The sequence below is a fragment of the Desulforhabdus amnigena genome (assembly GCF_027925305.1).
GTDB classification, from domain to species: Bacteria; Desulfobacterota; Syntrophobacteria; order Syntrophobacterales; family Syntrophobacteraceae; genus Desulforhabdus; species Desulforhabdus amnigena.
This window is the reverse complement of record NZ_BSDR01000001.1, coordinates 3,248,779-3,269,803: the sequence shown is the minus strand read 5'-3', so window position 1 is coordinate 3,269,803 and position 21,025 is coordinate 3,248,779. Positions and strand designations below refer to the sequence as shown.

Sequence of the window (21,025 nt, the reverse complement as noted above, 5' to 3'; positions counted from 1 at the left end):
TTCCGCTGGAAGAGGGGGGGGCAAAGTTTTTTATTTAATCGCCAAATAGAAGGTCGCGCCTGATCCAGCCTATCTCTTCTCCCCCTGAGTAATAGCCAAGCTTTATCCAGTCTCCTTTCTTTCCAACTATTTTATAGATTTCCCCCCGATGCACCTTCGCTACCACTTTATGCGCCGTTCCCGGTGAATTCCTTACATTCGCAACCTTTACAAGCACCACCGCTGTTGGAATTTCGGAGACAAAAGATTTATATACCCACCCGGCATCGTTTTCCCAATCCCGGAAGAAAACCCATTTGCCCTGCTCTTTTTCTATTTTGATTGGATATCCGAGAGGTGCTTCATAAATGATTTTATCATTGAGGCTCGGTCCTGAGCGTATGTTCACGTTGTCTTTTCCAATGCTTTTTGTCGCGGCAAAAGCAGGATCCGACAACAGAGTGAAACATACTAAAGTCAATCCGATGATTCTTTTCACATATCCCTCCTTGAATAAAAGTGTGTCCAGAATGGATGAAACAAGTTGCTCCCGGAAGACTCGAATGAACCGGATGCATCCCCGGATATTGTGACCAGGTCATGATTTTTGCCTAACAAGAGACATGCCAAGAAGGATGAAAATCGGTGAATGGGTGAATAGGCCGCTTCCTTCATCTACTTACCTGCTCACCGTATTTTCATATAAACATTGCATCGAGGTCCAGGCGTGTGATAGATTGGAGCCGTTAAAACCGGTAAGAAACCGGTTCAGTCTTCTTTTGAAAAAGACCGAGATGGATGATCGGGCGAGAATCCGATACGACCGATCCTGATGCTCGTTTGAATCGTCGATCGATTGATTACGGCCACGAAGGTCCTGAGACCCATGGATGGGGTTTCCGGGCCTTTTTTTGTCTTACACCGGCAGGAATTCTGCAAAGGTGTCGCCCTTCACTGTCCGGTATCTCATCATCTTCAAGGAGGTCAAACCGCTATGATACTTCGACTTGTGGGCGCAGCCTGGCTTGCGATTTTTTTGCTCTGTTCCTGCAGTGGAGGAGGTGAAAGCTTTTCCGAAGCCGGGGAAGGATCGGGAACGGGTGATGCCATAGAAATTCATCTGCCCGGCGGGGACTGGGGGATGCCGACTCCTTTTACCTTCTACCCGAGAGGAATGGGCTACGTTCATTTGAGCCTCATTTATGACACCCTGGTCTGGAAGGACCACCAGGGGACCATCCCCTGGCTGGCGAAGAACTGGGAATGCTCACAGGATGGCCTGGTCTGGACTTTCCACCTGCACCCGGGTGTGCAATGGCAGGATGGAAAGCCTCTCACCGCGCGTGATGTCCGCTTCACCTTCGATTACCTGAAGCGTTACCCCGTAGAGTGGTTTTCTCTGGAAAAAGTCCGTGATGTGGAAGTTCCAAACGATCTGACCGCCGTCTTTTACCTGGAGAGTCCTTATGCCCCTTTTTTGAACCAGATTGCAGGGAGCGTGCCCATTCTTCCCGAGCACATCTGGCGGGACGTTTCGAATCCTCGGGAGACTTCCGCTCCGGATCGCGTAGTGGGGAGCGGACCCTATCGCCTGGTGCAATATGACAAGGCTCAGGGGGCTTATGCCTACGATGCGAATCCGGCATTTTTCCTTGGAGAGCCCCGAGTGCGGAAGCTTTTTTTCGTACCCGTTGGAGATCCCGTGGCGGCTCTTGAACGCGGTGTCGTGGCCGAGGCGACCGTTCCTGCATCTCTTTTGGCGAAGTTCCGAGAAGATAAAAGGTTTCAGTTGCTTTCCGGCCCTTCTTATTGGGTGTTGAACCTGCAGTTCAACCTCAACCGGTTCCCTTTTTCGGAGGTGCAAGTCCGTCACGCCCTGGCTCACGCCGTCGATCGCAAGGCACTGATCGAACAGTCCGTTCCCGGAGGCCTCGAAGGAGCGAAGCCCGGCAACCCGGGGTTCATGTCCCCGGACTCCAACTGGTACGATCCCTCCTTGAAAGACCTTTATTCCTACGATCCCGTCCGGAGTCGTGAGCTCCTGGAAATGGCCGGTATCGGGGATCGGAACGAAGATGGGGTCTGTGAAGATTCCAACGGAAAACCCATGCAGTTCACACTCCTCACCACCTCATCCTATCTGCGCGAAGCCGAAGCGCTGCAGTTGATGCTGCGAAAAATCGGTTTCACCCTGGATCTCAAGTCTCTCGACATCAAGACCCTGGATGCCATGGTGCGGGAAGGCCGCTTCGACCTGGCCCTCACAGGGCACGGGGGGCTCGGGGGAGACCCATCCATCATCTATGGATTCGGGGGTGCGCGGGACGATCCTTTTTCTGCCGGCATGCCGAAAGACCCGGAATACCTTCGGACAGCCGAATTGCTCTCCATCCGTTCTGATCCCGCAGAACGCATGGCCCTCTGCAAAACCATGCAGCAGCTCTACGCACGTGAACTTCCCGTACTTCCTCTCTATTATCCGGTATGGTTCATCGCTTATCGGCCGGACGTTTTTCAGGGTTGGTTTTATACGGGAGAGGGCGGCATCGGCATAGGCGTTCCACTGCCCTATAACAAACTCGCTTTCATAAAGGGAAGGAAGCCGTGATTTCCTATCTCGGCAGGAGGGCCGCGACCTACTTTCTAGTGTTTGTGACAGCGCTCTCGGTCAATTTTTTTCTTCCCCGGGCCATCCCGGGGAATCCCATCGAGGAGTTGAGCAGTGGAGTGGGGAATCTGCCCGTCCAGCTCGATCCTCAAACACTCAAGGCCCTTCGAAGACATTACGGACTCGATCTCCCCATCTCTGTTCAATTTTATAATTATATCAAAGGATTGGCTTGTGGAGACCTGGGCTGGTCCATCAGCTATCGCGCACCGGTGGGAGGCATTCTGGTGGAACGGTTCCCATGGACTCTCCTTTTGACTTTGAGTGCTCTTCTTTTGAGCTTCTCCGCTGCCCTGTTTCTCGGGACCCATTCCGGATGGAAGAAAAGACGGGAGTGGCGGGTGCTCGTTCCCGCAGTTTGCCTGGAAAGCATGCCGCCTTTTGTGCTGGGGAGCCTGTTGCTGATCCTGCTGAGTGTGAAGATCCCGATCTTTCCCTTGAGCGGTGCGTACAGTCCCTTTTCAGAATTCACGGGTTTTGGAAAGGTGCTGGATCTGGCGTATCATGCGGCGCTACCGGTACTTGTGCTCGCCGCATCGAGCTTTTTTTCCGCTTATCTCGTGGTGAGGAGTTCAGTGCTTCTGGTGACCGACGAACCCTATGTGCTCATGGCGGAAATAAAGGGGTTGCCCGAGCGACGGGTGCGCTACCATTACGTGTTGAGAAACGCGTTGCTTCCTGTGGTGACCTTCTTCGGGCTGCGGCTTGCTTATTCTGCCGGCGGAGCCATCCTCGTGGAGGTCCTTTTCGCCTATCCCGGCATCGGGCGCCTGAGCTACGAAGCGGTCCTCAGCCATGATTATCCACTGCTCCAGGGGGCTTTTCTGGCTTTTACCCTCTGGGTCCTTCTCATCAATTTTTGCACGGATTGCCTTTATGTGAACCTGGATCCGCGCGTGAAGGAGGTGTGAGGCTTTGCACCATTGGAAAGAGTTGGCTGCATCGGCATGGAACCAGCATTTGGGACGAACCGGAATCCTTGGAATCGTGCTTCTGACTCTTCTTGCCCTGCTGAGCCTGTGCTGGACTCCTTATCCGCCTGAATCCGTTTCCGGGCCAAGCCTCTCTCCTCCAAGTCTTCTGCACTGGTTCGGGACCAACGGACTTGGGCAAGACATCTTCAGCCAGGCGCTTTCAGGATGCTTCATTTCCACCGTGACCGCTCTGTCGGTCGGCATTCTATCCACAACCATCGGTTTTGGGGTAGGGGCCTGCGCAGGTTTTTATCCCAGGCGGTTGGGAGTCTTGCTCATGCGTTCGGTAGACGTGCTCATGGCCATTCCCCGGCTGCCTCTCATCATCCTGCTTGCCGTCTTCCTGAAGCCCCGTCTCACGAATGTGCTGGCGGTCCTCATTTTGCTCGCCTGGCCGGGAGTGGCGCGTACCATAAGGGCCCAGGTCCTTTCCCTTCGGGAAAAAGAAGCCATCCGGTTCATCCGTTTTTCAGGGGCGGGTTTCATTTATGTCCTCAGAAAGCATCTCGTGCGGGAACTGCTGCCTCTCCTGCTGGCCAAGGGAGCGGCCACGGCCAGTCATGCCATTGTGGCCGAGGCGGGGCTGAGTTTTCTGGGGCTGGGAGATCCCACCCTGAGAAGCTGGGGTATGATGATTCGAAGCGCTCTCGACTATCCCGGGCTGCTCTGGACATCGGCCTGGAGCTGGTGGCTTTTGCCGCCTTCCCTGCTGGTGAGTGTTGCGGTGCTTTCATTTACTCTGGCGGGCTATGGGCTCGATGAGGCCCTGCGCAGCGAGGAGTCCTTGTAATGCTCGCGGCGAAGAATCTTATATTACGTGCCGGAAAGGCCCTTTATCCTGTCTGGAAAGTGGATCTTCAACTGGGGAAGGAAGACCGGGTAGCACTGGTTGGTGAATCGGGCGGGGGAAAGACGAGTCTTGCCTGGGCCCTTCTGGGGCGGCCTTTGCCGGGGCAGGAGGTACTGGAAGGGGAGGTATTCTTTTGCGGGTGTAACCTCTTGGCCCTCTCTCAAAGCGAACGCGCCCGCCTTTATTATCGCCGCATCGCTCTGGTTCCCCAAAATGCGCAGGACAGCTTTCATCCGGCTCAGGTGCTTTGGAAGTCGGCCCGCGAGGTGATACAAAATGGAGAAAATAAAAAGCTCGATGCAAAGAGCGTTCTGGGTCTCCTGGCTCCCCTTGGCGAGCCTCTGGATCTGCCCGCTTCCCTCTGGTCATGCTATCCGCATCAACTGTCAGGCGGTCAGAAGCAACGCATGGCCCTGGTCCTATCCCTCTTGAATGCGCCGGAAGTTCTGCTCCTGGATGAACCGACCAACGCTCTCGACGAACTGACCCGTGAAAAAGTGATTGTGTTTTTGGAAGATTGGCTCGCCGCCCACCACGCGAGCGTCATCCTTTTTACCCATGATATCGGATTGGCCGGCCGGTGGGCGAAGCGCATCGCAGTGCTCTATCGTGGAGAGATTGTCGAGGAGTTGCCGGGGGATGAAATGCGAAGGCCGTTGCACCCCTACACAAAGGGGCTCATGAATGCCTCCGTTCGAATGGGAGATCCCCCCTTGAGTCGCCGCAGCATTCCAGGGTACGCTCTTCCCATTTCGGCTCCTCCCCGGAAATGCGGTTTTCTCGATCGGTGCTCTCATGCAATGGAACGGTGCGGGCGGGAAAGTCCGAGTCTTCAGGTGCGGGGAAACCACAGAGTGAGGTGTTTTTTGCCAAGTCTGTAGGCGGGTATTATTTAGAACCTATCCAGAAACCTACCTCGGCAGCGGACACCCCCTTTAATTCCCCCCTCGAGGGGGGACCAAGGGGGGTGTCGCAAAGTCCACAGGTGGTTTCCGGATAGGTTCTTAGAATGTTCGAAAACTTGTGCTCTGGTACTTAACATTGCACCGTTTGAGGTTGGAAAGCTGCACTTTCTTGCGGGGATGCATTACATTCCCATGAAAACAAAACTTTTTTCAAAAGGGAGAAACGATCATGACAACAGAGTACCCCCAGGATCTTCAGGAATCGATCAAGTTTCACGGTCACGTCTGCCCCGGTTTACTCATTGGATATCGGGCGGCCAAAGCCGCGAAGGAGCACCTGGGAGTGGACCGTCCGGAAGATGAAGAACTGGTCGCCATTGTAGAATCCGATGGATGCGGTGTAGATGCCATTCAAGCGCTTCTGGGATGCACTCTCGGCAAGGGCAATCTCATCTACCAGGATCATGGGAAACAGGTGTATACGGTGATCTGCCGTAAAAAAGGAAAAGCGGTTCGATTGGCCATGAGACGGGGGCCCTTTCGCAGAAATCCTGAGCAGGAGGCCGTTTTTCAGAAGGTGCTGAAAGGCGAGGCTTCGAAGGAGGAAGAGGAAACCTTTCGGGCTTTCCAGAAAGAACGCGTGGATGAGCTCTTGGCGGCCGATCTGAATGACCTTTTCAAGATCGAGGATGTTCAGCCCGAAATCCCGAGCCGGGCCCGCATTTTCAAATCCGTGACCTGCGAGTATTGCGGCGAGGAGGTCATGGAACCGAGGGCCAGGTTTCGAGACGGGAAGATCGCCTGTATTCCCTGTTCGGAACATTACAACCGGGGATGGTGATGATTCAAACCCTGCAGAAGTATCCGGAGGGGGACGAAGGATATATCGGATTCGTTCAGGAATCGGCACCGCAGATTTTGGAATTGCGGGGCGTGACGAAAAGCTTTCGTTCCGGGCGCAGGGCTGTTGAAGTACTGAAAGGGGTGAACCTGACGCTTCGAAAGGGCGAAGTGGTCGCTCTGGTTGGACCCTCCGGTGCAGGAAAGACCACCCTCCTTCATGTCGTGGCTGGACTTCTGGGGGCTGATTCGGGAAAAGGGCTTTTCCAGGGAAGAGCGCTTCCCCTGGAGGAGACCTGCCGCGGGCGGGAAAGGATGTCCCTGGTTTTTCAGGACCCGTATGCGGCGCTTTCTGCGCATCTTCGAATCCGGGAGACGGTCCTGGAGCCCCTGAGAATCAAAGGGGATAGAGAGGGTGAAAGCCGGAGGGTCCGGGAGGCCCTGACATCGGTTCGTTTGACTCCTCCCGAAGCCTACCTGGATCGCTACCCGGGCCGCCTTTCGGGAGGACAAAGGCAGCGTGTGGCCATAGCGCGGGCTATCATTACACATCCGGATCTGCTTCTGGCCGATGAACCCACTTCCATGCTGGATGCCTCGGCGGGGGTCGGTATCCTGAACCTGATCCGCCGCCTTGCCGCCGGAGGGATGGGGGTCCTTATAACGATTCATGATCTCGCCACGGCCTGTTATGTGGCGGATCGTCTTCTGGTGCTCTTCGCGGGGACAATCGTGGAAGAAGGTCCTCCGGGGGAGATCCTTTCAAGGCCGCGTCACGAGGTGACGCGGCAACTCATTGAAACCGCCAAAATGCGCCATCGCGAGGTTTCGATCCCGTAGGGCGGTTCTGATGTGTTGAAAGTCGGGCTAAGCCTATCCGGAAACCTCTTGTGGACTTTGGAACACCCCCTTAGTCCCCCCTCGAGGGGAGAATTGAAGGGGGGCTGCTGCCGAGGAGGGTTTTCGGATAGGCTTTAAATGGATCCGCAGATTACGCAGATTTCACAGATGTCCTTCAGCCGTCACCTTCCGCTGGTGCCCTGTATCACCGGCTTGATATCGACGATCGGCGTTCCGTCCAGAGCTTCCAGCGGGCGGACTCTTACGCGGCCGGATTCCTGAATCTCCAGAATTTCCACCCGGTGCAGGCCGATGGGATTCGGACGGTGCGGGGAGCGCGTGGCGAAAACTCCGCGAAGAGGCTGGGCCGGATTGCCTCGAGGGTGGACCTTGAGGAGATCGCGCTGCGCCTTGTGAAGCCAGGTCAGAACGAAGATCTCGCACCCGACCGTGAGGCCGTCCAGGGCTTCGGTGAAAGCCGGATCGATTTCCAGCCAGGCGTCCGGAGCCCCTTCCGATCCCTGTTTGGGGCAATTTTCCCGGGACTTGAGCGGTGAGCGGACCACACCGACCGGCTGCAGCAAGAACGGAACGTCTTTCGTCATACCTGCTCCTTGGATCTTTAGAACACACATCTGATGCTTCAAATCAAGGACGCATCAAAAGGCCAGCGATACCTTCATCAGGGCGGTGAAGGGGGCTCCCACAAAGTAGCTGGTGCTTCCCGCCCTCGTGTCGTCCATGGCATTGATCACGGACACATATTCATTATCAAACAGGTTATACAGTTCAAGAGAAACTTTCAGTGCTTCCGCCACGGGTAATTTCTTCAGGGTATAGTTCATCTTGAGATCTGCCAGGAAATGATCTCCGATTCTTTCCGTGTGTTCTGCATCGCCATAGCGGGCGCCGACATAGGTCAGAGTGGGCACCACTTCAAAATCTTTGTATTTCCAGAGCACGCCTGTCTTGACGAGCCACTCCGGGGTATCGACCACCTGCTTGCCGTCGGTATCCAGGATACTACCCTGGTAGGTCAAATCCCCGTCGTACGTGAGGCTGGTGTAGGTGGGATTGACAAAAAGGGTGATGCTGTCGTTGACATAAAAGTTGGTCTCTATTTCGAAGCCATACCCCGTGGCATCCCCTATATTTTGATAATAACTGAGGTTGACTCTGGGATCGTAGACAGTGGTGAGGAGATTTTCGTGCATGGAATAAAACACCGCGGGCATGATTTCAAACCAGCCTCTTCGAAACCTGGCTCCCACCTCAAAATTGTCGGAAATTTCCATGTCGTACCCGTTGAAGAGGTCATTCAAAGTGATGCCCGCCTTTTGAAACGTTGCCCTGTTTTGATTGTATAAGCTGATCAATGGAACATAGGCGTAGGGTCTGATCTGGTTTCTGCCGTAGCTCGTATAAGCCTGCAAGGAATCTGTAAAATTATAAGCGACTCCCAAAGTTGGAAGAAATTCTTCGTATTCTTTAGATTCCCTGTCCAGATCGGTTGCCCTGAAAAGATCGTAGGTCGGAGGGCTGGAGACGTATCCCTCACTGCTTGGGTCCTTGTAGTAGAAATATTTGAGGCCCGCCTGCCAGTCAAAATTGCATAGGCTCCCCGCCAGCTTCAAAAAGGGGCTGTGGACGATTCCGTTGTCGTCATTTTGGCTGTAAACTCCATAGCCTTTGTATTCAAGCGTATCCGGGACATAATTCTGAGTATAGATTTTCATATCCGATGATTCAACCCAGTAGCCGAGTGACGCTTTCAGGAAAGAAAAGTCATAATTGACCTCCGAGATCAAACCATATCGCTCGATGTCCCTGGTCCTTTTTTGAACAAGGCCCCCCTGAGAGATCGATCCGTTGAGAATCTCCGAATCTTCAAGCGAATAGTATGGTTTGAAGGTTAGGCGGAGAGAATCGCTCAATGTCAGGGGGATGACGGAAAGAAGGTCGTTGTTTGTGAAGTCGCCGTGGTTGTATTTGTAGTAGTTGATGTCCTCGCTTCGAACTCCCGTCAATTTGTCATTGTAGTCTTTGTTGTAATTGGCGCCGAGGTCCTGGACCTCCTCGAAGTTGAGCGGTCTAAAGAGGTCCTGCTTGATGTCATTGAAATTGAACCAGAATTGAATGCTGTCTTTGCCCGTTACCGGCTGTTCCAGCATGAAATTGAGATTGTTTCTGGGGCCGAGTCCACCTGGCCCTTTCCACTTATCCGCATCTGTATAGGAATAGGAAAGGGAAAGGCGGCTGTTCACCACCGGCAGTTTTCCAGAGTCCGCTCTGAAAAAGGTGCGGCTGTAAGCATTCAGACCGAAGGCCTGACTGATGTCGGCCCCAAACTTCTCTTCCGGCCATAAGGGCCTGATCTCTATGGCTCCTCCGCGCGCCCCGACTCCCGTTCCGAGGTCGGCAGGTATCGCCCCCTTGTAAACAGCTATGTTTTTGAAATTTTCCGTGTCGTAGATATAATCTCTCGGTCCCATGGGGTTCCCGCCGTAGTTCGGAATCCCCTCGACGGTCATCGCTCCAAGGTAGCCGCGTACCCCTCGGACACGGACGTTTTTTTGTTCTGCGGAGAGACCATAGGGATCGGGGGTTTCTACATTTACCCCAGGAAGAATATCTATGGCGTTGTATACGCTGATGTCGGCCTTGTTTCCTTGGATTTCCATACCCTTCCTGGTCACTTCCTCACCCGTGTAAACCGTTTCGTTGGTTTGTTTTGTGGGTTTTACAAGCTTTTCTCCGGTGACGACAATCTCCTCAAGCGTTGTCGCTTCTTCTTCCGCTTCTACGGGCATGTGCGTCAGCAGCGTGATGAGACCAATGGAACAGGCCAGGCAGATGGATCTTCTCACTGTGCCGAATGTACGGCGATCCATATTCAACTTCGAAAGGACATGCATCATATTTGTCTCTCCCAGGAATAGAGATGGTTTTAAAAACGCAAACTCTCGCTCACGACAAATTTCTTCTCTACTTTCTTGAATCGATAGGGTGGGAACACGGCGAACACTGCGTGGTGGACGATAAAACCTGGCGGTCCCCGGGCAATTTTGTCTAAGCTATTGTTTAATCTATGCAATTTTATGTTCCTCAAAAATAGAAAAGCCAGGAGGATTTAGCAGTTCTTCTGAACGGCAGAAGCCTTCCTGGCTGGATGATTGTGCTGCAGCTATTGCCGGTGCTGAAAGATTTCGCGGCTTCTTGCCGCTCGTTATCCCCGCTATTTCTTTGCCGTAGCTATGCTGAAGGCGGAACACCCCGAGAGCTTGACCGCATCGACGACCTTCAGGAGAAGGCCTACCGGGACATCCTGATCTGCTTTGATCTTGACGGACGGTTCTTTGATTTCGCTCAATCTTTGTTGAACGACTGATGAAAGCTCTTCGAGCTTCACTGCCTGCTCCCCGATGTAGGTCTCGCCCTCTTTGGACAGGGCAATAACGACTTGCTCCTCCGCCTGGGTGTCCGCCGTCTTCGATTCCGGCAGCCGGATCTTTATGGCGGGATCTGCGACCACGTTGTAGGTGATTACAAAAAAGAGGAGCAGATTGAAGACGACATCGACGAGGGGTGCAACGTCAATGTGCGTGTGGCGTCTCCTCCTTCTTTCAAATTCCATGGTGCCTCCCCTCGTAGAGCGTCATGGCGAATCCCTTCAGGCGCATGGAGATTTCATCGAGGCGTTCCTCGAGAAAATGAAGAGCGATGTGAGTGGGGATGGCCACGAAGAGTCCGCCTGCAGTAGTGATGAGTGCTTCGTAGATTCCGCCTGCAACCATGGATGGATCCACACGGCTTCCATGCTGAGCGGCAATGACCATGAATGCCTGAATCATGCCTGTGACCGTCCCCGTGAAGCCGAGCAAAGGGGCAATGACGGACACCAGGGTAAGGATTCCCAGCCCTTTTTCCATCTCCCTGATTTCCCTAGTTCCGATGAAGGAAACTTGCTTTTCGTCCAGTCCCTTTTCTATAGCTTCGATGAGGGGAATGACTTCAGCAGGTTTTTCCTTCATAATCTCCTCCGGGGAAGGTGAGATTCTCCGGAGAATGTCCCGGTACTGGAGGGCCTTGGTAAGAATCAGGGCCAGAGCCACCACGGAACAGAGGAGGATGGGCCACATAAGGGCTCCGCCTTTCATAAAGAAATCAATCATCGTTTGAACTCCTCAACTGAAAGCGAATCGGTAAACGCGCTATGCTGGTTATGGGCTTCCCATTCCTTTTTGCCGGCAAGAAAGTTGAGCTTTTCACCGCTCGAACGGCCTCTTCATCGAATCCGGATCCTGCCTTACTGACGACTTCCACGTGTGCCAACCTCCCGTTTTCATCGATAGTAAGCTGCAGAACCACTCTTCCTTCTTTGCCCAGTTCTCTGGCAAGCCGCGGATATTTGGGGAGCACCCTTTGGACGAATCGAGGACCGTCTCCCGAGCCGAACGGTACTTGAATCGGGCCGTTTCCCGCGGAGGAACCGCTGTCGGATTTGGGAGAATTTCCAGTCCCCGCCGTATCCACGGGCGATTCCTTCGGCAATGCCTCTTCCGAACCTGATTTTTGTGCGGATGGGGCCGCCGATGGTTCCGGGGTTTGGGTCGAAGCCGTGGATGCGACCTCACGGGGTTCCTGCCTTCGAACCGCTTTTACAGGAGGTTTTTGGACTTCTTTCTGTGGCTTGGGTTTTGGGGGCGGAGTTTTTCTGGCAATGGTGATGGGAGATGGTTTTTTTTCCTGAAGGGGAGGAGTTTTTTCCACCTCCGGAGTATCCATGCGTGGAGGTGTCTTCTGCGGTTCGGGGATTTCCTCGGATAGATCCGCTTCCTGAGGCGCAAAGGGTTGTTGTTGAGCCGCCGGAGGAATAGGGACGCCTGGTTCCGGCAACATCCGTCCCCCCTGTGACTCTTCACTCTGAAGGACAACGAACTGAAATTCTTCACACGGCGTCTCCAGGCTCACGTTGTTCAAAGTCATGGAGACAGGAATGCAGAGGATTAATGCGTGGGCAACGGCAGAAGTCAGGGCGCTCGGCCAAAATTTCATGAAGAAAAAAGCCCTCCAATTTCATTTCCAAAAGCAAAAAAGCCACAAAAACCATCGCCGCTGTCCCGCGGCTCAAAGGCCTTCTTAGCCTTGTTGCATCCTGCATTGCAAAAAGTGCAATTCAGGTGGATCTGAATCTTGGAGAACAAAAAAGCTGAAAATCCGGCAGTCCCTACACTTTCTTAGTGTTATTTATATGGACTCCAATTGTTCAATTTAGTTACACTAACTGGGCCTTTCCCGTCAAGGAATTTATACTGTGAACGGTTGAAATCTCGACTTCTGTAGATACCATCTTGATAGTGCGTAGGTTGCGTTGAATGGAATGAAACGCAACGGCCGATAATGACAGGTTGCGTTTCGAGACTCAACGCGGCCTGTGCAGCATACCCTTTCTCCCATCTCAAACAAACGAGCCTTTCTCGATTGAAACGAAGCATTGAGGAAAAGGAACGCCATGAACAAAAACGCAGCTTACTGGATCGAAAAACTTGGACTCTCTCCGCACCCTGAAGGGGGATACTTCATCCAGACGTACCGGTCGGATGAATCGGTGAGAGACGGGCAGCTTCCTCGAAGATTTGAAGGAGATCGTGTTTTTTCCACGGCGATTTACTATCTTCTGGAGGGGAAGCAGTTTTCAGCTTTTCATCGCATCAAATCCGATGAAATCTGGCACTTTTATACGGGCAGTTCACTCACTCTGTACGTGATCGATGGAGAAGGCCGTTTGTCCCGGAAAAAATTGGGGAATGCCTGGGAGAATGGCGAAGCGTTTCAGGTTGTGGTGAAGGCGGGGTGCTGGTTTGCTGCTTCCGTCAACGATCCGGATTCCTATGCTTTGGTGGGATGCACGGTGGCGCCCGGTTTCGAATATGAAGATTTTGAGTTGGCGGAACGAAAGAGACTAATAAAGGAATATCCCCAACACCAACGGATCATTGAAAGGCTCACAAAATAGGATGATTCGTTGTACAAAGCTCATTTTTTCCGGTAAAGCGCTGCAATCCCCTGGGAACCGACATCGGAAAGCACCCGTTCCAGGCCTTCATAACGGGGAAGGACTTTGCTGAAGCCGTAGACCATGTAGAGTGCCCCGGGTTTTGCTTTTTCTGCGATGAGTTCCCCGAAAAGATCATGAAGTGTGATGTAGGTGTAAAAGAAATCGATCTCCTGGAAAGATACCCCCGTTTTCTCGAAAACTTGCCGATAAGTCTGCTCTTCGAGGGAACTTCCTTGAAAAACGGAAATATTTTCCGGGGGCGGGATGAGTCCGGCTTCCTGAAGCTGTAAAGTGAGTTTTTCCTTCATGGGGGCGTATTCGGAAAGAATGTCCGGGTCGATTTCAATCCCGATGGATTTCCTGACCATGTAGCTCATCATGACATTCACCCGGCCGTCCGCGCATCCCAGATCCAGGAAAGATGTCCGTCGGTTGTCCAGGAACCCGGATTTCTCGAGCTCCAGAATAAAATGGATGCATTTGCGCATGTCCGTGGATTTGCGATATCCTTCCACTCCTTCGCAGCCGAATTTGCATCTGTCATAAAAGTCCGCAATGAAAGAGAGCGTCTTGAAAAGAGGATTTGATTCCATGGTCGTTTGCTATCGAATGTTTTTGTTGAGTATTTTCTTAACGGTTTCGTGAAGAAGGAAAATTGTATCCATCTCTTCGCCCGTGATGGTTTGCAATGCGATGAGATCGTTTGGTGGGAGCATTTTTTGAACCCGGAGGCAAAGATAATTGATGCATAAAATGTGGCGTGCTTTCAAGCGGCAACCATTTTCCCCAAGAAAAAAGCAACTGTTTTCCCACTGACGTTTTTCCGGCAGGTCCCTCGACATGAGAAGATTCATGAGCAAAAGTATGGGATTATACCTGTTTTCTATACCCGCTCCGCAGCAGCTTCCCCCTTCCTCTTCCTCACAGTGCCTGCAGGCATCGACAATGCCGAAGCGGACCATGGCTTCCTGCGAAGCCGCTATGTTTCGATCCAGTATTGCCAGGAGCTTTGTTACAGAGGGCTCCCGAAGAAGAGTTTCTCCCCCTCGATCGAAGAGTTCCCGTGCGTACCGGATTTTCTCTTCAATGGGTAGAGAAGAAGCGGAAGATGCATTGATGTTCATTGAAGATTTTCTTTACCTTTCCTCGATGGGATCATGCAGAGACGGTTCTTTCCATATCTGATTTTGGCCTGCCGATCAATACCTGAACGCCGCAATTTCCATTTTGAAAAAACTACACTCCCCATAGCCCCGATGGGGGAATCAAGGATAAATCCCCCTTAGGGAGTGATTCGCTCTTGAAATCCCCATTTGCCACGGAGGCACAGAGATCACACAGGAACCCCACAAGAATTCGAAAGTCTTCTCCGTGTCCTCCGTGAATAACGGGATATCGGAATCCGCCAACTCTCTTATTTCCTGATGCCGAGTTTTTTCATTCGGGAATCGAAGGTGGAACGGTTGACTTTGGCTTCTTTGGCGGCACGGGTAATATGCCACCTGTTTTTTTCCAGAAGGTAGAGGACATAAGCCCTTTCCAGTTCTTCCCAGGAATAGCCGTCGAAAAAAGACGCTCCCCCTGGAGAAGGTTTTTCCGTTTCCTCGCCTCTGTTTCCATCGACGGGCTTCTCCTCCTCGGGAGGGGCGAGTTGGGCGGGCGGAAAATGCAGGCTCAAATCATCCAAAGTGATTTTTTCCCCTTCCACCACCACGATGATGTGCTTGACGAAGTTTTCCAGCTCCCGAATATTCCCCTTCCATGAGTATTTGATCAGGTAGTCCAATGCATCCTTGCTGAACTTCTTGGGGGGAATTCCCATCTTGAAGGATTCACGGCTGAGAAAGTGGTCGAGGAGGAGCAGGATGTCCTCCTTCCTCTCCCTTAGAGCCGGAAGATGGAGCGGAAGCACATTGAGTCGGTAAAAGAGGTCTTCTCTGAACTGCTCTTTTGCGATGGCTTCTTTCAGGTCCTTGTTGGTGGCGGAGATGATTCGCACATCGATCTTTTTGGTTTTTGTGCCTCCCAGTGGTTTGATTTCGCTGTTCTGGAGCACACGCAGGATACGGGCCTGGAGTTGAAGCGGCATGTCGCCTATTTCATCCAGAAAAACCGTGCCTCCGTTTGCGGCTTCGAAGAGTCCAACCTTATCCTTGACGGCCCCCGTGAAGGCCCCTTTCTGATATCCGAAAAGTTCGCTTTCGAGCAATGTTTCGGGGATGGCGCTGCAGTTCTGAACCAGAAACGGCTTGTCCATCCGGTTGCTCAGCCGGTGTATTTCCTTGGCGATGACCTCCTTTCCCGTTCCGCTTTCTCCCGTTATCAGGACGGGAAAGTCTGTCTTGGCGTAATCCGAGGCCACTTTCAATATTTTAAGGAAGGCCTCACTCTCCCCAAGAATGGGTTCCTCCCTGCGAATAGATTCCAGGGTCTGCTTCAGCTTGAGGTTTTCTTGAACCTGAGCACTATAAACGAGGGAATTGCTGAGAACGATGGACCCGATATCCACCAGGTTCTGCAGGAGTTCCAGGTAGTCCTGGTCGAGGTTGAGGCGGCTTCCTCCGGATCGGGTGTCGATGAGCTGAACGGCGCCATAGACCTCACCTCCTTTGAGAAAGAGCGGAAAGCACAGGATGAGTTTGCTCTTTACCGCCATGTCTGCTTCAAATTCCTTGTAATGGCGTTCATCCTTGCCCGGCTCGGCGATGGTCATTTTCCCGTTTTCTATCACCCAGCCCACGATGCTCGGGCGGTTGGCGCTGATCGTGATGCCCTTGATCTTTTCACTCTGATCTCCCACGGCTTCGACGCAGAGGTAGCCATCCGTCTTTTTCACCCATATGGAACCACGTTCCAGGTTTTGAAGTTCAAGAAGGGATGAGAGAAACTTCTGCTGCAGTTTTTCCGGGTCGAGCTCGCTCGAAAGAGCTTTGCAGAAGCTGAAAGATGTTTGACTCATGATTTTACCTTACCTCATTGCAACCAGGGCCCGTCAAGGCGTAGCCGCCTTCCTTTTCTTCCATGAATTTCCTTGACCTGCTCTTCACGCTCCAATATTTTCCACAACAAGGAAATCGCCGGGACGGCATCCGAGCGTGGCAAAGTTCCGCAGGGACTGGAAAGTGCGAACCGAAGAATGTCCTACTTTTCATATTGTATCCTTGCAGGACTTTGAGGGACAGGTCAAGCAGGAAAAGAAAAGAGACACCGAAGAGGGCGCTCAACCATCCATCACGACCCTTTCCCTGTCGCTATACTCAATGGAGGAAAATCAATGGCGGGACAGGAGGCAAATGGAAAAACGAATGTGGTGACGATCGAAAGAGACCGTTACGAAAAGATCCTCATTGAGTTGGGAGAGCTTCGAAAATTGAATGAGTTCGTTGAACAATATAAAAGAGATCTCGAAGCGAAGCAACTGGAGCTCAAAGCGAAAGACCGGGAGCTAGAGGAAGTCAAAGAAATATTGCTCGAAACGGAATGGAAAGACTATGAACTGGAGCATACTCAAAAGCGTATTCGGGAACTGGAGCTCGAGGTGGAACGTCTCAAAGCCGGTCGGCCCTGGTGGAAAAGGCTTTTTTGGTCATGAGGGAGCCGGCGGATTCCAATACCCTCTTCTTCACCACGGAGACACGGAGGGCACGGAGAAGATTTTGGAATTTTTAGAGAATTCCTGTGCACTCTTTGTGTGCCTCTGCGGTAAACGGGGATTTCAACAGCGACACTCCGGGGGCGGAAAATTTCGGAGAGGGGTTCACAAAAAGCGAATTCCGGGGCAGGCGGATGAGGATACCGCTACCCCGCGTTTTCTCATAGAAACAACTAAGAGCCTATCCGAAAACCTACCTCGGCAGCGGATACCCCCCTTTAATTCCCCCCTCGAGGGGGGACCACGGGGGGTGTCGCAAAGTCCACAGGTGGTTTCTGGATAGGTTCTAAATCAGACGGCTGATTTTGACCGCACAGAGCTTTCCACACATGCTGCAAGCTTCCCGGTCTTCGGTGATCTGGATGCGTTCCCTCACCAGGTCGGGATCCAGCGATTCCCGGATCACTCCTTCCCAATCCAGTTTCTGCCGTGCTTCTGAGATTCTCCGGTCTGCATCCATGGCACCCGGCAGCCCTTTTGCGATGTCCGCCACGTGAGCGGCTATGCGTGAAGCCATTACCCCTTGATAGACGTCATCGGCATTAGGGAGGCCCAAATGTTCGGCGGGGGTCACGTAACAGATGAAATCGGCCCCTGCGGAACCGGCCAAAGCGCCTCCGATGGCTGCGGTGATGTGGTCGTAGCCCGCGGCGATGTCTGTGGGCAAGGGGCCGAGAATATAGAAAGGGGCTCCGTCACAGAGCTTTTTCTGCAGCTGCATGTTGGCCTGGATCTGGTGGAAAGGTACATGCCCTGGGCCTTCGATCATGGTCTGAACACCGCGGGCGCGGGCGCGTTTGGCCAGTTCGCCGAGGATCATCAGCTCCTCCAGCTGAGCTCCATCCGTGGCATCCATGATGGTCCCAGGCCTGAAACCGTCTCCAAGGCTGAGGGTCACATCGTACTTGTGAGCGATTTCCAGCAGATCGTCAAAGTTTTCGTAGAGGGGATTTTCCTTGCGGTTGGCACGCATCCAGTGCATGTGGATGGAGCCTCCGCGGCTCACACAGGGCATGATGCGTTCGAAGCTCTCGAGCTTTTTCACGGACGCCAGGGTCACGCCGCAGTGTACGGTGATGTAATCCAGACCTTCCCTGCACTGTTTTTCGATGCTTTTCAGCAGCTGATCTCCATCCATCTTGTCAAGAGGCTGATGGTTGCAGACCATTTCCGTGGCCAGAGCGTAAATGGGGACCGCCCCGACCATGACGGTGGAGTGTTCCAAAAAGTATTGCCGCAATCCTCCAAGATTTCCACCCGTGGAAAGATCCATGATGGAGTCGGTTTTGGCCTTCAAAGCCGCTTTCAGTTTCGCGTCTTCCAGGTCCATCATATAGCATTCGCCGCTGCTTCCCAGGTTGGCGTTCACCTTGGTTTTCAAACCTCGGCCAATGGCGCGCAAGATCGGGAAGGAGTGATTGATATTTTTGGGAAGCACCGCATGTCCCTGGGCAATCCGTTCCCGCAGTTCTTCCGCGGTAATGGGTTCCCCGATGACTGCCTGCTTCATCTCTTCAGTAACAACACCGTCTTTTGCGTAATCCAGTTGTGTAGGCATGATTTCCTCTTTGGGTTCTGTCGAAGTGAGGTGTAGCTTAGACTGAGATCCATCATAAGAATTAGAACCAGAAATAAAAAAAGGCCGTTTCGGAAAAACGGCCTGCCGAGAATTGCTGTCTCGTTTGCCGATTCCTCCGCCAGTATGATCTGGATCAGGTTCCAAGGGTATGATCTCAGCTCTCTCTGGGAGAGCACCCCCCCGGCCATCGAATTGTTTTTCAGTACTTGGGCAAATCAACGTTCAAGAGGTTATAAAATTAATCGACTGCAAGTCAAAAATCAATGACCTTGTGCGGTTTTCAGCACCTGCCGCTGTCCTTTTTCTTTCTCTGCCTCATGCTCAGATGATTTCATCGGGATCTTCGCTGCCGACATCAATGTCTGCAAAGCACTTAAAGAGAGTCGACCGGCTGCTCTGTTTCAAATACCCCCCCATGACCGGAACGGCCTCAACGAAAAATGAAAAAAACAAAGAGGTGCAAGGCGATAGGGAAAGTGGGAAACGCTTTTGAAAAGCGATGTTATCATGAACCATGAGCTATGAACCATGAGCCTTTTTTCTTGTCAAAAGCCCGGAGGAGAGAAGAATATCTCCGGACTTTTGAACGATTCCAATATCAAGAAGAAGTGGAAAGAAATAGAGGCATGAAATCCGGTCAGGCATGTCCCAGGAGGACCATTCGCTCGTGGGCGGCCTCGATGCGTTCTTTTTCCAGTTCCCACCGCAGGCGTCTCAATTCCTCGAGTTTTTTGTTGGCTTTTTTCCATGCTTCCATATTGGAGGATTCGTGTTCCGCGATATAGTCGATTTTTGCCTTCACGCTTTTGGCTTCCTCGCGGGCTTCACGAATGCGCCTCAAAACCTCTTCTTCTCTGCGGGTAAAAATCATTTTCCTCTGGGCGCATCCAAAAGGTTCACCGTTTTTATCTCTTTCTGCGTCACCCGTCTCGCAACAATCGCATCCTTTTTCAGACGCCATAGGGATAATTGATCCTAATTCCATAGAAACCTCCTCCATTCATCTCGAAAAATCAAATCTTGGCTAAAAATCATTCTTTCTCGCCAAGAGTGGTTTTGCTTTTCTGCAAACAGGGACCTATCCGGAAGCCTCCTCCGGGCTTTGAAACACTCCCTCAGTCCTCCCCCCTTGGGGGGAAATGGAAGGGGAGGCCGCTTGCCGAGGATAGATTTTCGAATAGGCTCTAAATGAGTTCACAAATATAAACTAATGCTTGTCTTGGCCGTTCGGAAGGATTCGACAAAAAAAGGTTGTGCATCCAGACCATTTTTTGTTCCAATGTTTCAGAGCTTATAGGGATATGGCTTACGGAAGGGCATGAGGTTTCTCCCATTGTCTAGGCGCTGTTGACATTTCAGATCGGAACGTTCTCGTAGAGACCGAATCCATAAGGCATTGCACCGGAAAGGAGCGCTTCGAGGCAGATCAAGCATCTATCTGAAAATGTGGAACTTTCATCAAATGTCAACAGAACCTAAGAGCCTATCCGAAAATCTTCCTCGGCAGCGGACACCCCCTTCAATTCCCCTCTCGAGGGGGGACCAAGGGGGGGCACAAAGTCTACAGGGGGGGGCGGATAGGCTTTAAGTTGGGAGGTCACACGCAGTGCGGCAGGAATTTTGGACGATAGTCGTTATTCTTTGTATGCTTATTGCTCCCCATGCTCATGCAGCGGAAACCAAAACGGTAGAATCATTTATTTCGCATGAGACGCGGCTTATGGTCTTTTCTCCTCACCCTGACGATGAAACCATTGGAGCAGGGGGGCTGATTCAGCGGGTTCTTGGCGCAGGCGGGAAGGTCAGAATTGTCTTCATGACAAGCGGGGACGGCTATCTCGAAGGGGTAGAGCGTGAGAATCACGTCACACATCCAACAGCGAAGGACTTTCGCAGCTATGGCAGAGAACGGGAGGAGGAGGCCAGGAAGGCCCTCGCCATTTTGGGGGTAAAGAAGGAGGATCTGTCTTTCCTCGGTTTTCCGGACGGTGGACTGTGTCAGCTGCTCCTGGCGTTCCGCTCCGACCCCACGGTCTACACGTCTCCTTTCACCAAAGAAAATCGTCCGCCGTCATCCGAGATTATCGTGCCCCACACAGACTATGATGGAGAAGACTTAAAGAAAGAGATCAAGCGCTTACTGATCGAATTTCGGCCTACCCTGGTGGCTTTGACTCCACCAGAGGACATGCATCCTGATCATTGTTCGACATACCATTTCTTTTTTGATTCATTGAAAGAACTGCAAAAGAAAAACCCCTCCATTAAGCCCGAGGTGCTTGCCTTTTTGATCCACTTTGGTTCTTGGCCTTCGGGCAAGGAAACGGGCGACGGCTCTTTTCCTCCCCCGCCCAAAGACTTTCCCGACAAACAGGCCAATTGGGTCTCATTTTCCCTGCTCCCCCGGGAAGTAGAGGCTAAACGTGAGGCAATCCTCCAATATCATACGCAGGAAGTCGTCTTGGGAAAGTTCCTTTTGGAGTTCGCAAAGACAAACGAACTCTTCATTCTGGAAGAGACCACATCTTCCCAAAGATCCCGGTTATTAACTGACTGTGCAAAGTAGGGATTTTCGCAAGCCGGTTATTTGTATCCCTTGAGAAACGGGGAGCTTCGAGTGGAAATACAGGAGGTTTAAAATCTTTTGTGCGAATCCAGATTGATATACGATTCTTTCTCA

The 21,025-nt window shown here is 52.3% G+C and carries 21 protein-coding genes and 1 riboswitch; of the genes, 10 read left to right on the top strand and 11 right to left on the bottom strand.

Annotated features, from left to right (window positions below):
• Positions 1-34 precede the first annotated feature (34 nt).
• Positions 35-478 carry an SH3 domain-containing protein gene (locus QMG16_RS13935; protein ID WP_281795118.1) on the bottom strand — a complete coding sequence of 148 codons (444 nt, stop codon included), beginning with the start codon at positions 476-478 and terminating at the stop codon, positions 35-37.
• Between the two features lie 495 nt (positions 479-973).
• Here QMG16_RS13935 and QMG16_RS13930 point away from each other — a divergent pair, with 495 nt between their 5' ends.
• The 6 genes from QMG16_RS13930 to QMG16_RS13905 all read left to right on the top strand — a co-directional run bounded on the left by QMG16_RS13930 (position 974) and on the right by QMG16_RS13905 (position 7,056).
• Positions 974-2,587: an ABC transporter substrate-binding protein gene (locus QMG16_RS13930; RefSeq protein WP_281795116.1), complete on the top strand. Its 1,614-nt coding sequence runs from the start codon at positions 974-976 to the stop codon at positions 2,585-2,587.
• Positions 2,584-3,558, top strand: a complete 975-nt coding sequence (locus QMG16_RS13925; RefSeq protein ID WP_281795113.1) for an ABC transporter permease — start codon at positions 2,584-2,586, stop codon at positions 3,556-3,558. The genes QMG16_RS13930 and QMG16_RS13925 overlap by 4 nt, the downstream gene beginning before the upstream one ends.
• Before the next feature lie 4 nt (positions 3,559-3,562).
• A complete protein-coding gene (locus QMG16_RS13920; RefSeq protein ID WP_281795111.1) occupies positions 3,563-4,411 on the top strand; it encodes an ABC transporter permease in 849 nt (282 codons plus the stop codon).
• Positions 4,411-5,352 (top strand): oligopeptide/dipeptide ABC transporter ATP-binding protein, encoded by a 942-nt coding sequence (locus tag QMG16_RS13915; protein WP_281795109.1) that lies wholly within the window; start codon positions 4,411-4,413, stop codon positions 5,350-5,352. The genes QMG16_RS13920 and QMG16_RS13915 overlap by 1 nt, the downstream gene beginning before the upstream one ends.
• A gap of 253 nt (positions 5,353-5,605) precedes the next feature.
• Complete coding sequence (locus QMG16_RS13910; protein ID WP_281795107.1) at positions 5,606-6,217, top strand: FmdE family protein; 612 nt, start codon at positions 5,606-5,608, stop codon at positions 6,215-6,217.
• Entirely contained in the window at positions 6,217-7,056 is an 840-nt protein-coding gene (locus tag QMG16_RS13905; RefSeq protein WP_281795106.1) for an ABC transporter ATP-binding protein, read from the top strand. The genes QMG16_RS13910 and QMG16_RS13905 overlap by 1 nt, the downstream gene beginning before the upstream one ends.
• A 182-nt stretch (positions 7,057-7,238) precedes the next feature.
• Here the strand turns inward: QMG16_RS13905 and tsaA are convergent, their stop codons facing one another.
• The gene (gene tsaA, locus QMG16_RS13900) at positions 7,239-7,661 is read right to left on the bottom strand and encodes a tRNA (N6-threonylcarbamoyladenosine(37)-N6)-methyltransferase TrmO (RefSeq protein WP_281795104.1); all 423 of its coding nucleotides are present in this window, start codon (positions 7,659-7,661) and stop codon (positions 7,239-7,241) included.
• Between the two features lie 54 nt (positions 7,662-7,715).
• A complete protein-coding gene (locus tag QMG16_RS13895) occupies positions 7,716-9,974 on the bottom strand; it encodes a TonB-dependent receptor (RefSeq protein ID WP_281795101.1) in 2,259 nt (752 codons plus the stop codon).
• Positions 9,975-9,997: 23 nt separating this feature from the next.
• Between QMG16_RS13895 and QMG16_RS13890 the strand changes: the two genes are divergently transcribed.
• A complete protein-coding gene (locus tag QMG16_RS13890) occupies positions 9,998-10,129 on the top strand; it encodes a hypothetical protein (protein WP_281795100.1) in 132 nt (43 codons plus the stop codon).
• 162 nt (positions 10,130-10,291) lie between these two features.
• Here the strand turns inward: QMG16_RS13890 and QMG16_RS13885 are convergent, their stop codons facing one another.
• Genes QMG16_RS13885 through QMG16_RS13875 form a run of 3 tightly spaced genes read right to left on the bottom strand, consistent with a single transcriptional unit; the run spans position 10,292 to position 12,111 of the window.
• On the bottom strand, positions 10,292-10,690 hold the full coding sequence (locus QMG16_RS13885) for an ExbD/TolR family protein (RefSeq protein ID WP_281795099.1): 399 nt from the start codon (positions 10,688-10,690) through the stop codon (positions 10,292-10,294).
• On the bottom strand, positions 10,680-11,228 hold the full coding sequence (locus tag QMG16_RS13880; protein ID WP_281795097.1) for a MotA/TolQ/ExbB proton channel family protein: 549 nt from the start codon (positions 11,226-11,228) through the stop codon (positions 10,680-10,682). The genes QMG16_RS13885 and QMG16_RS13880 overlap by 11 nt, the downstream gene beginning before the upstream one ends.
• Positions 11,221-12,111, bottom strand: coding sequence for an energy transducer TonB (locus QMG16_RS13875; protein ID WP_281795095.1), 891 nt, complete (start codon positions 12,109-12,111; stop codon positions 11,221-11,223). The genes QMG16_RS13880 and QMG16_RS13875 overlap by 8 nt, the downstream gene beginning before the upstream one ends.
• Before the next feature lie 457 nt (positions 12,112-12,568).
• Between QMG16_RS13875 and QMG16_RS13870 the strand changes: the two genes are divergently transcribed.
• A complete protein-coding gene (locus QMG16_RS13870; RefSeq protein ID WP_281795093.1) occupies positions 12,569-13,072 on the top strand; it encodes a cupin domain-containing protein in 504 nt (167 codons plus the stop codon).
• A 20-nt stretch (positions 13,073-13,092) separates the two neighbouring features.
• Here QMG16_RS13870 and QMG16_RS13865 read toward each other — a convergent pair whose 3' ends face one another.
• The 3 genes from QMG16_RS13865 to QMG16_RS13855 form a co-directional block, all read right to left on the bottom strand.
• A complete protein-coding gene (locus QMG16_RS13865; protein ID WP_281795091.1) occupies positions 13,093-13,707 on the bottom strand; it encodes a class I SAM-dependent methyltransferase in 615 nt (204 codons plus the stop codon).
• 9 nt (positions 13,708-13,716) lie between these two features.
• Positions 13,717-14,238 (bottom strand): hypothetical protein, encoded by a 522-nt coding sequence (locus QMG16_RS13860; RefSeq protein WP_281795089.1) that lies wholly within the window; start codon positions 14,236-14,238, stop codon positions 13,717-13,719.
• 290 nt (positions 14,239-14,528) lie between these two features.
• Positions 14,529-16,073 carry a sigma-54-dependent Fis family transcriptional regulator gene (locus QMG16_RS13855; RefSeq protein ID WP_281795087.1) on the bottom strand — a complete coding sequence of 515 codons (1,545 nt, stop codon included), beginning with the start codon at positions 16,071-16,073 and terminating at the stop codon, positions 14,529-14,531.
• Positions 16,074-16,388: 315 nt separating this feature from the next.
• Between QMG16_RS13855 and QMG16_RS13850 the strand changes: the two genes are divergently transcribed.
• Positions 16,389-16,706: a PCRF domain-containing protein gene (locus QMG16_RS13850; RefSeq protein WP_281795086.1), complete on the top strand. Its 318-nt coding sequence runs from the start codon at positions 16,389-16,391 to the stop codon at positions 16,704-16,706.
• 346 nt (positions 16,707-17,052) lie between these two features.
• On the opposite strand, the gene thiC is transcribed toward QMG16_RS13850, so the two are convergent.
• Both thiC and QMG16_RS13840 read right to left on the bottom strand, forming a co-directional pair.
• Complete coding sequence (thiC, locus tag QMG16_RS13845) at positions 17,053-18,324, bottom strand: phosphomethylpyrimidine synthase ThiC (RefSeq protein WP_281795084.1); 1,272 nt, start codon at positions 18,322-18,324, stop codon at positions 17,053-17,055.
• A 114-nt stretch (positions 18,325-18,438) separates the two neighbouring features.
• Positions 18,439-18,535: riboswitch (TPP riboswitch) on the bottom strand.
• A gap of 447 nt (positions 18,536-18,982) precedes the next feature.
• Positions 18,983-19,330, bottom strand: coding sequence for a hypothetical protein (locus QMG16_RS13840; protein WP_281795082.1), 348 nt, complete (start codon positions 19,328-19,330; stop codon positions 18,983-18,985).
• A 735-nt stretch (positions 19,331-20,065) separates the two neighbouring features.
• Here QMG16_RS13840 and QMG16_RS13835 point away from each other — a divergent pair.
• A complete protein-coding gene (locus QMG16_RS13835) occupies positions 20,066-20,911 on the top strand; it encodes a PIG-L deacetylase family protein (RefSeq protein ID WP_281795080.1) in 846 nt (281 codons plus the stop codon).
• Positions 20,912-21,025 lie beyond the last annotated feature (114 nt).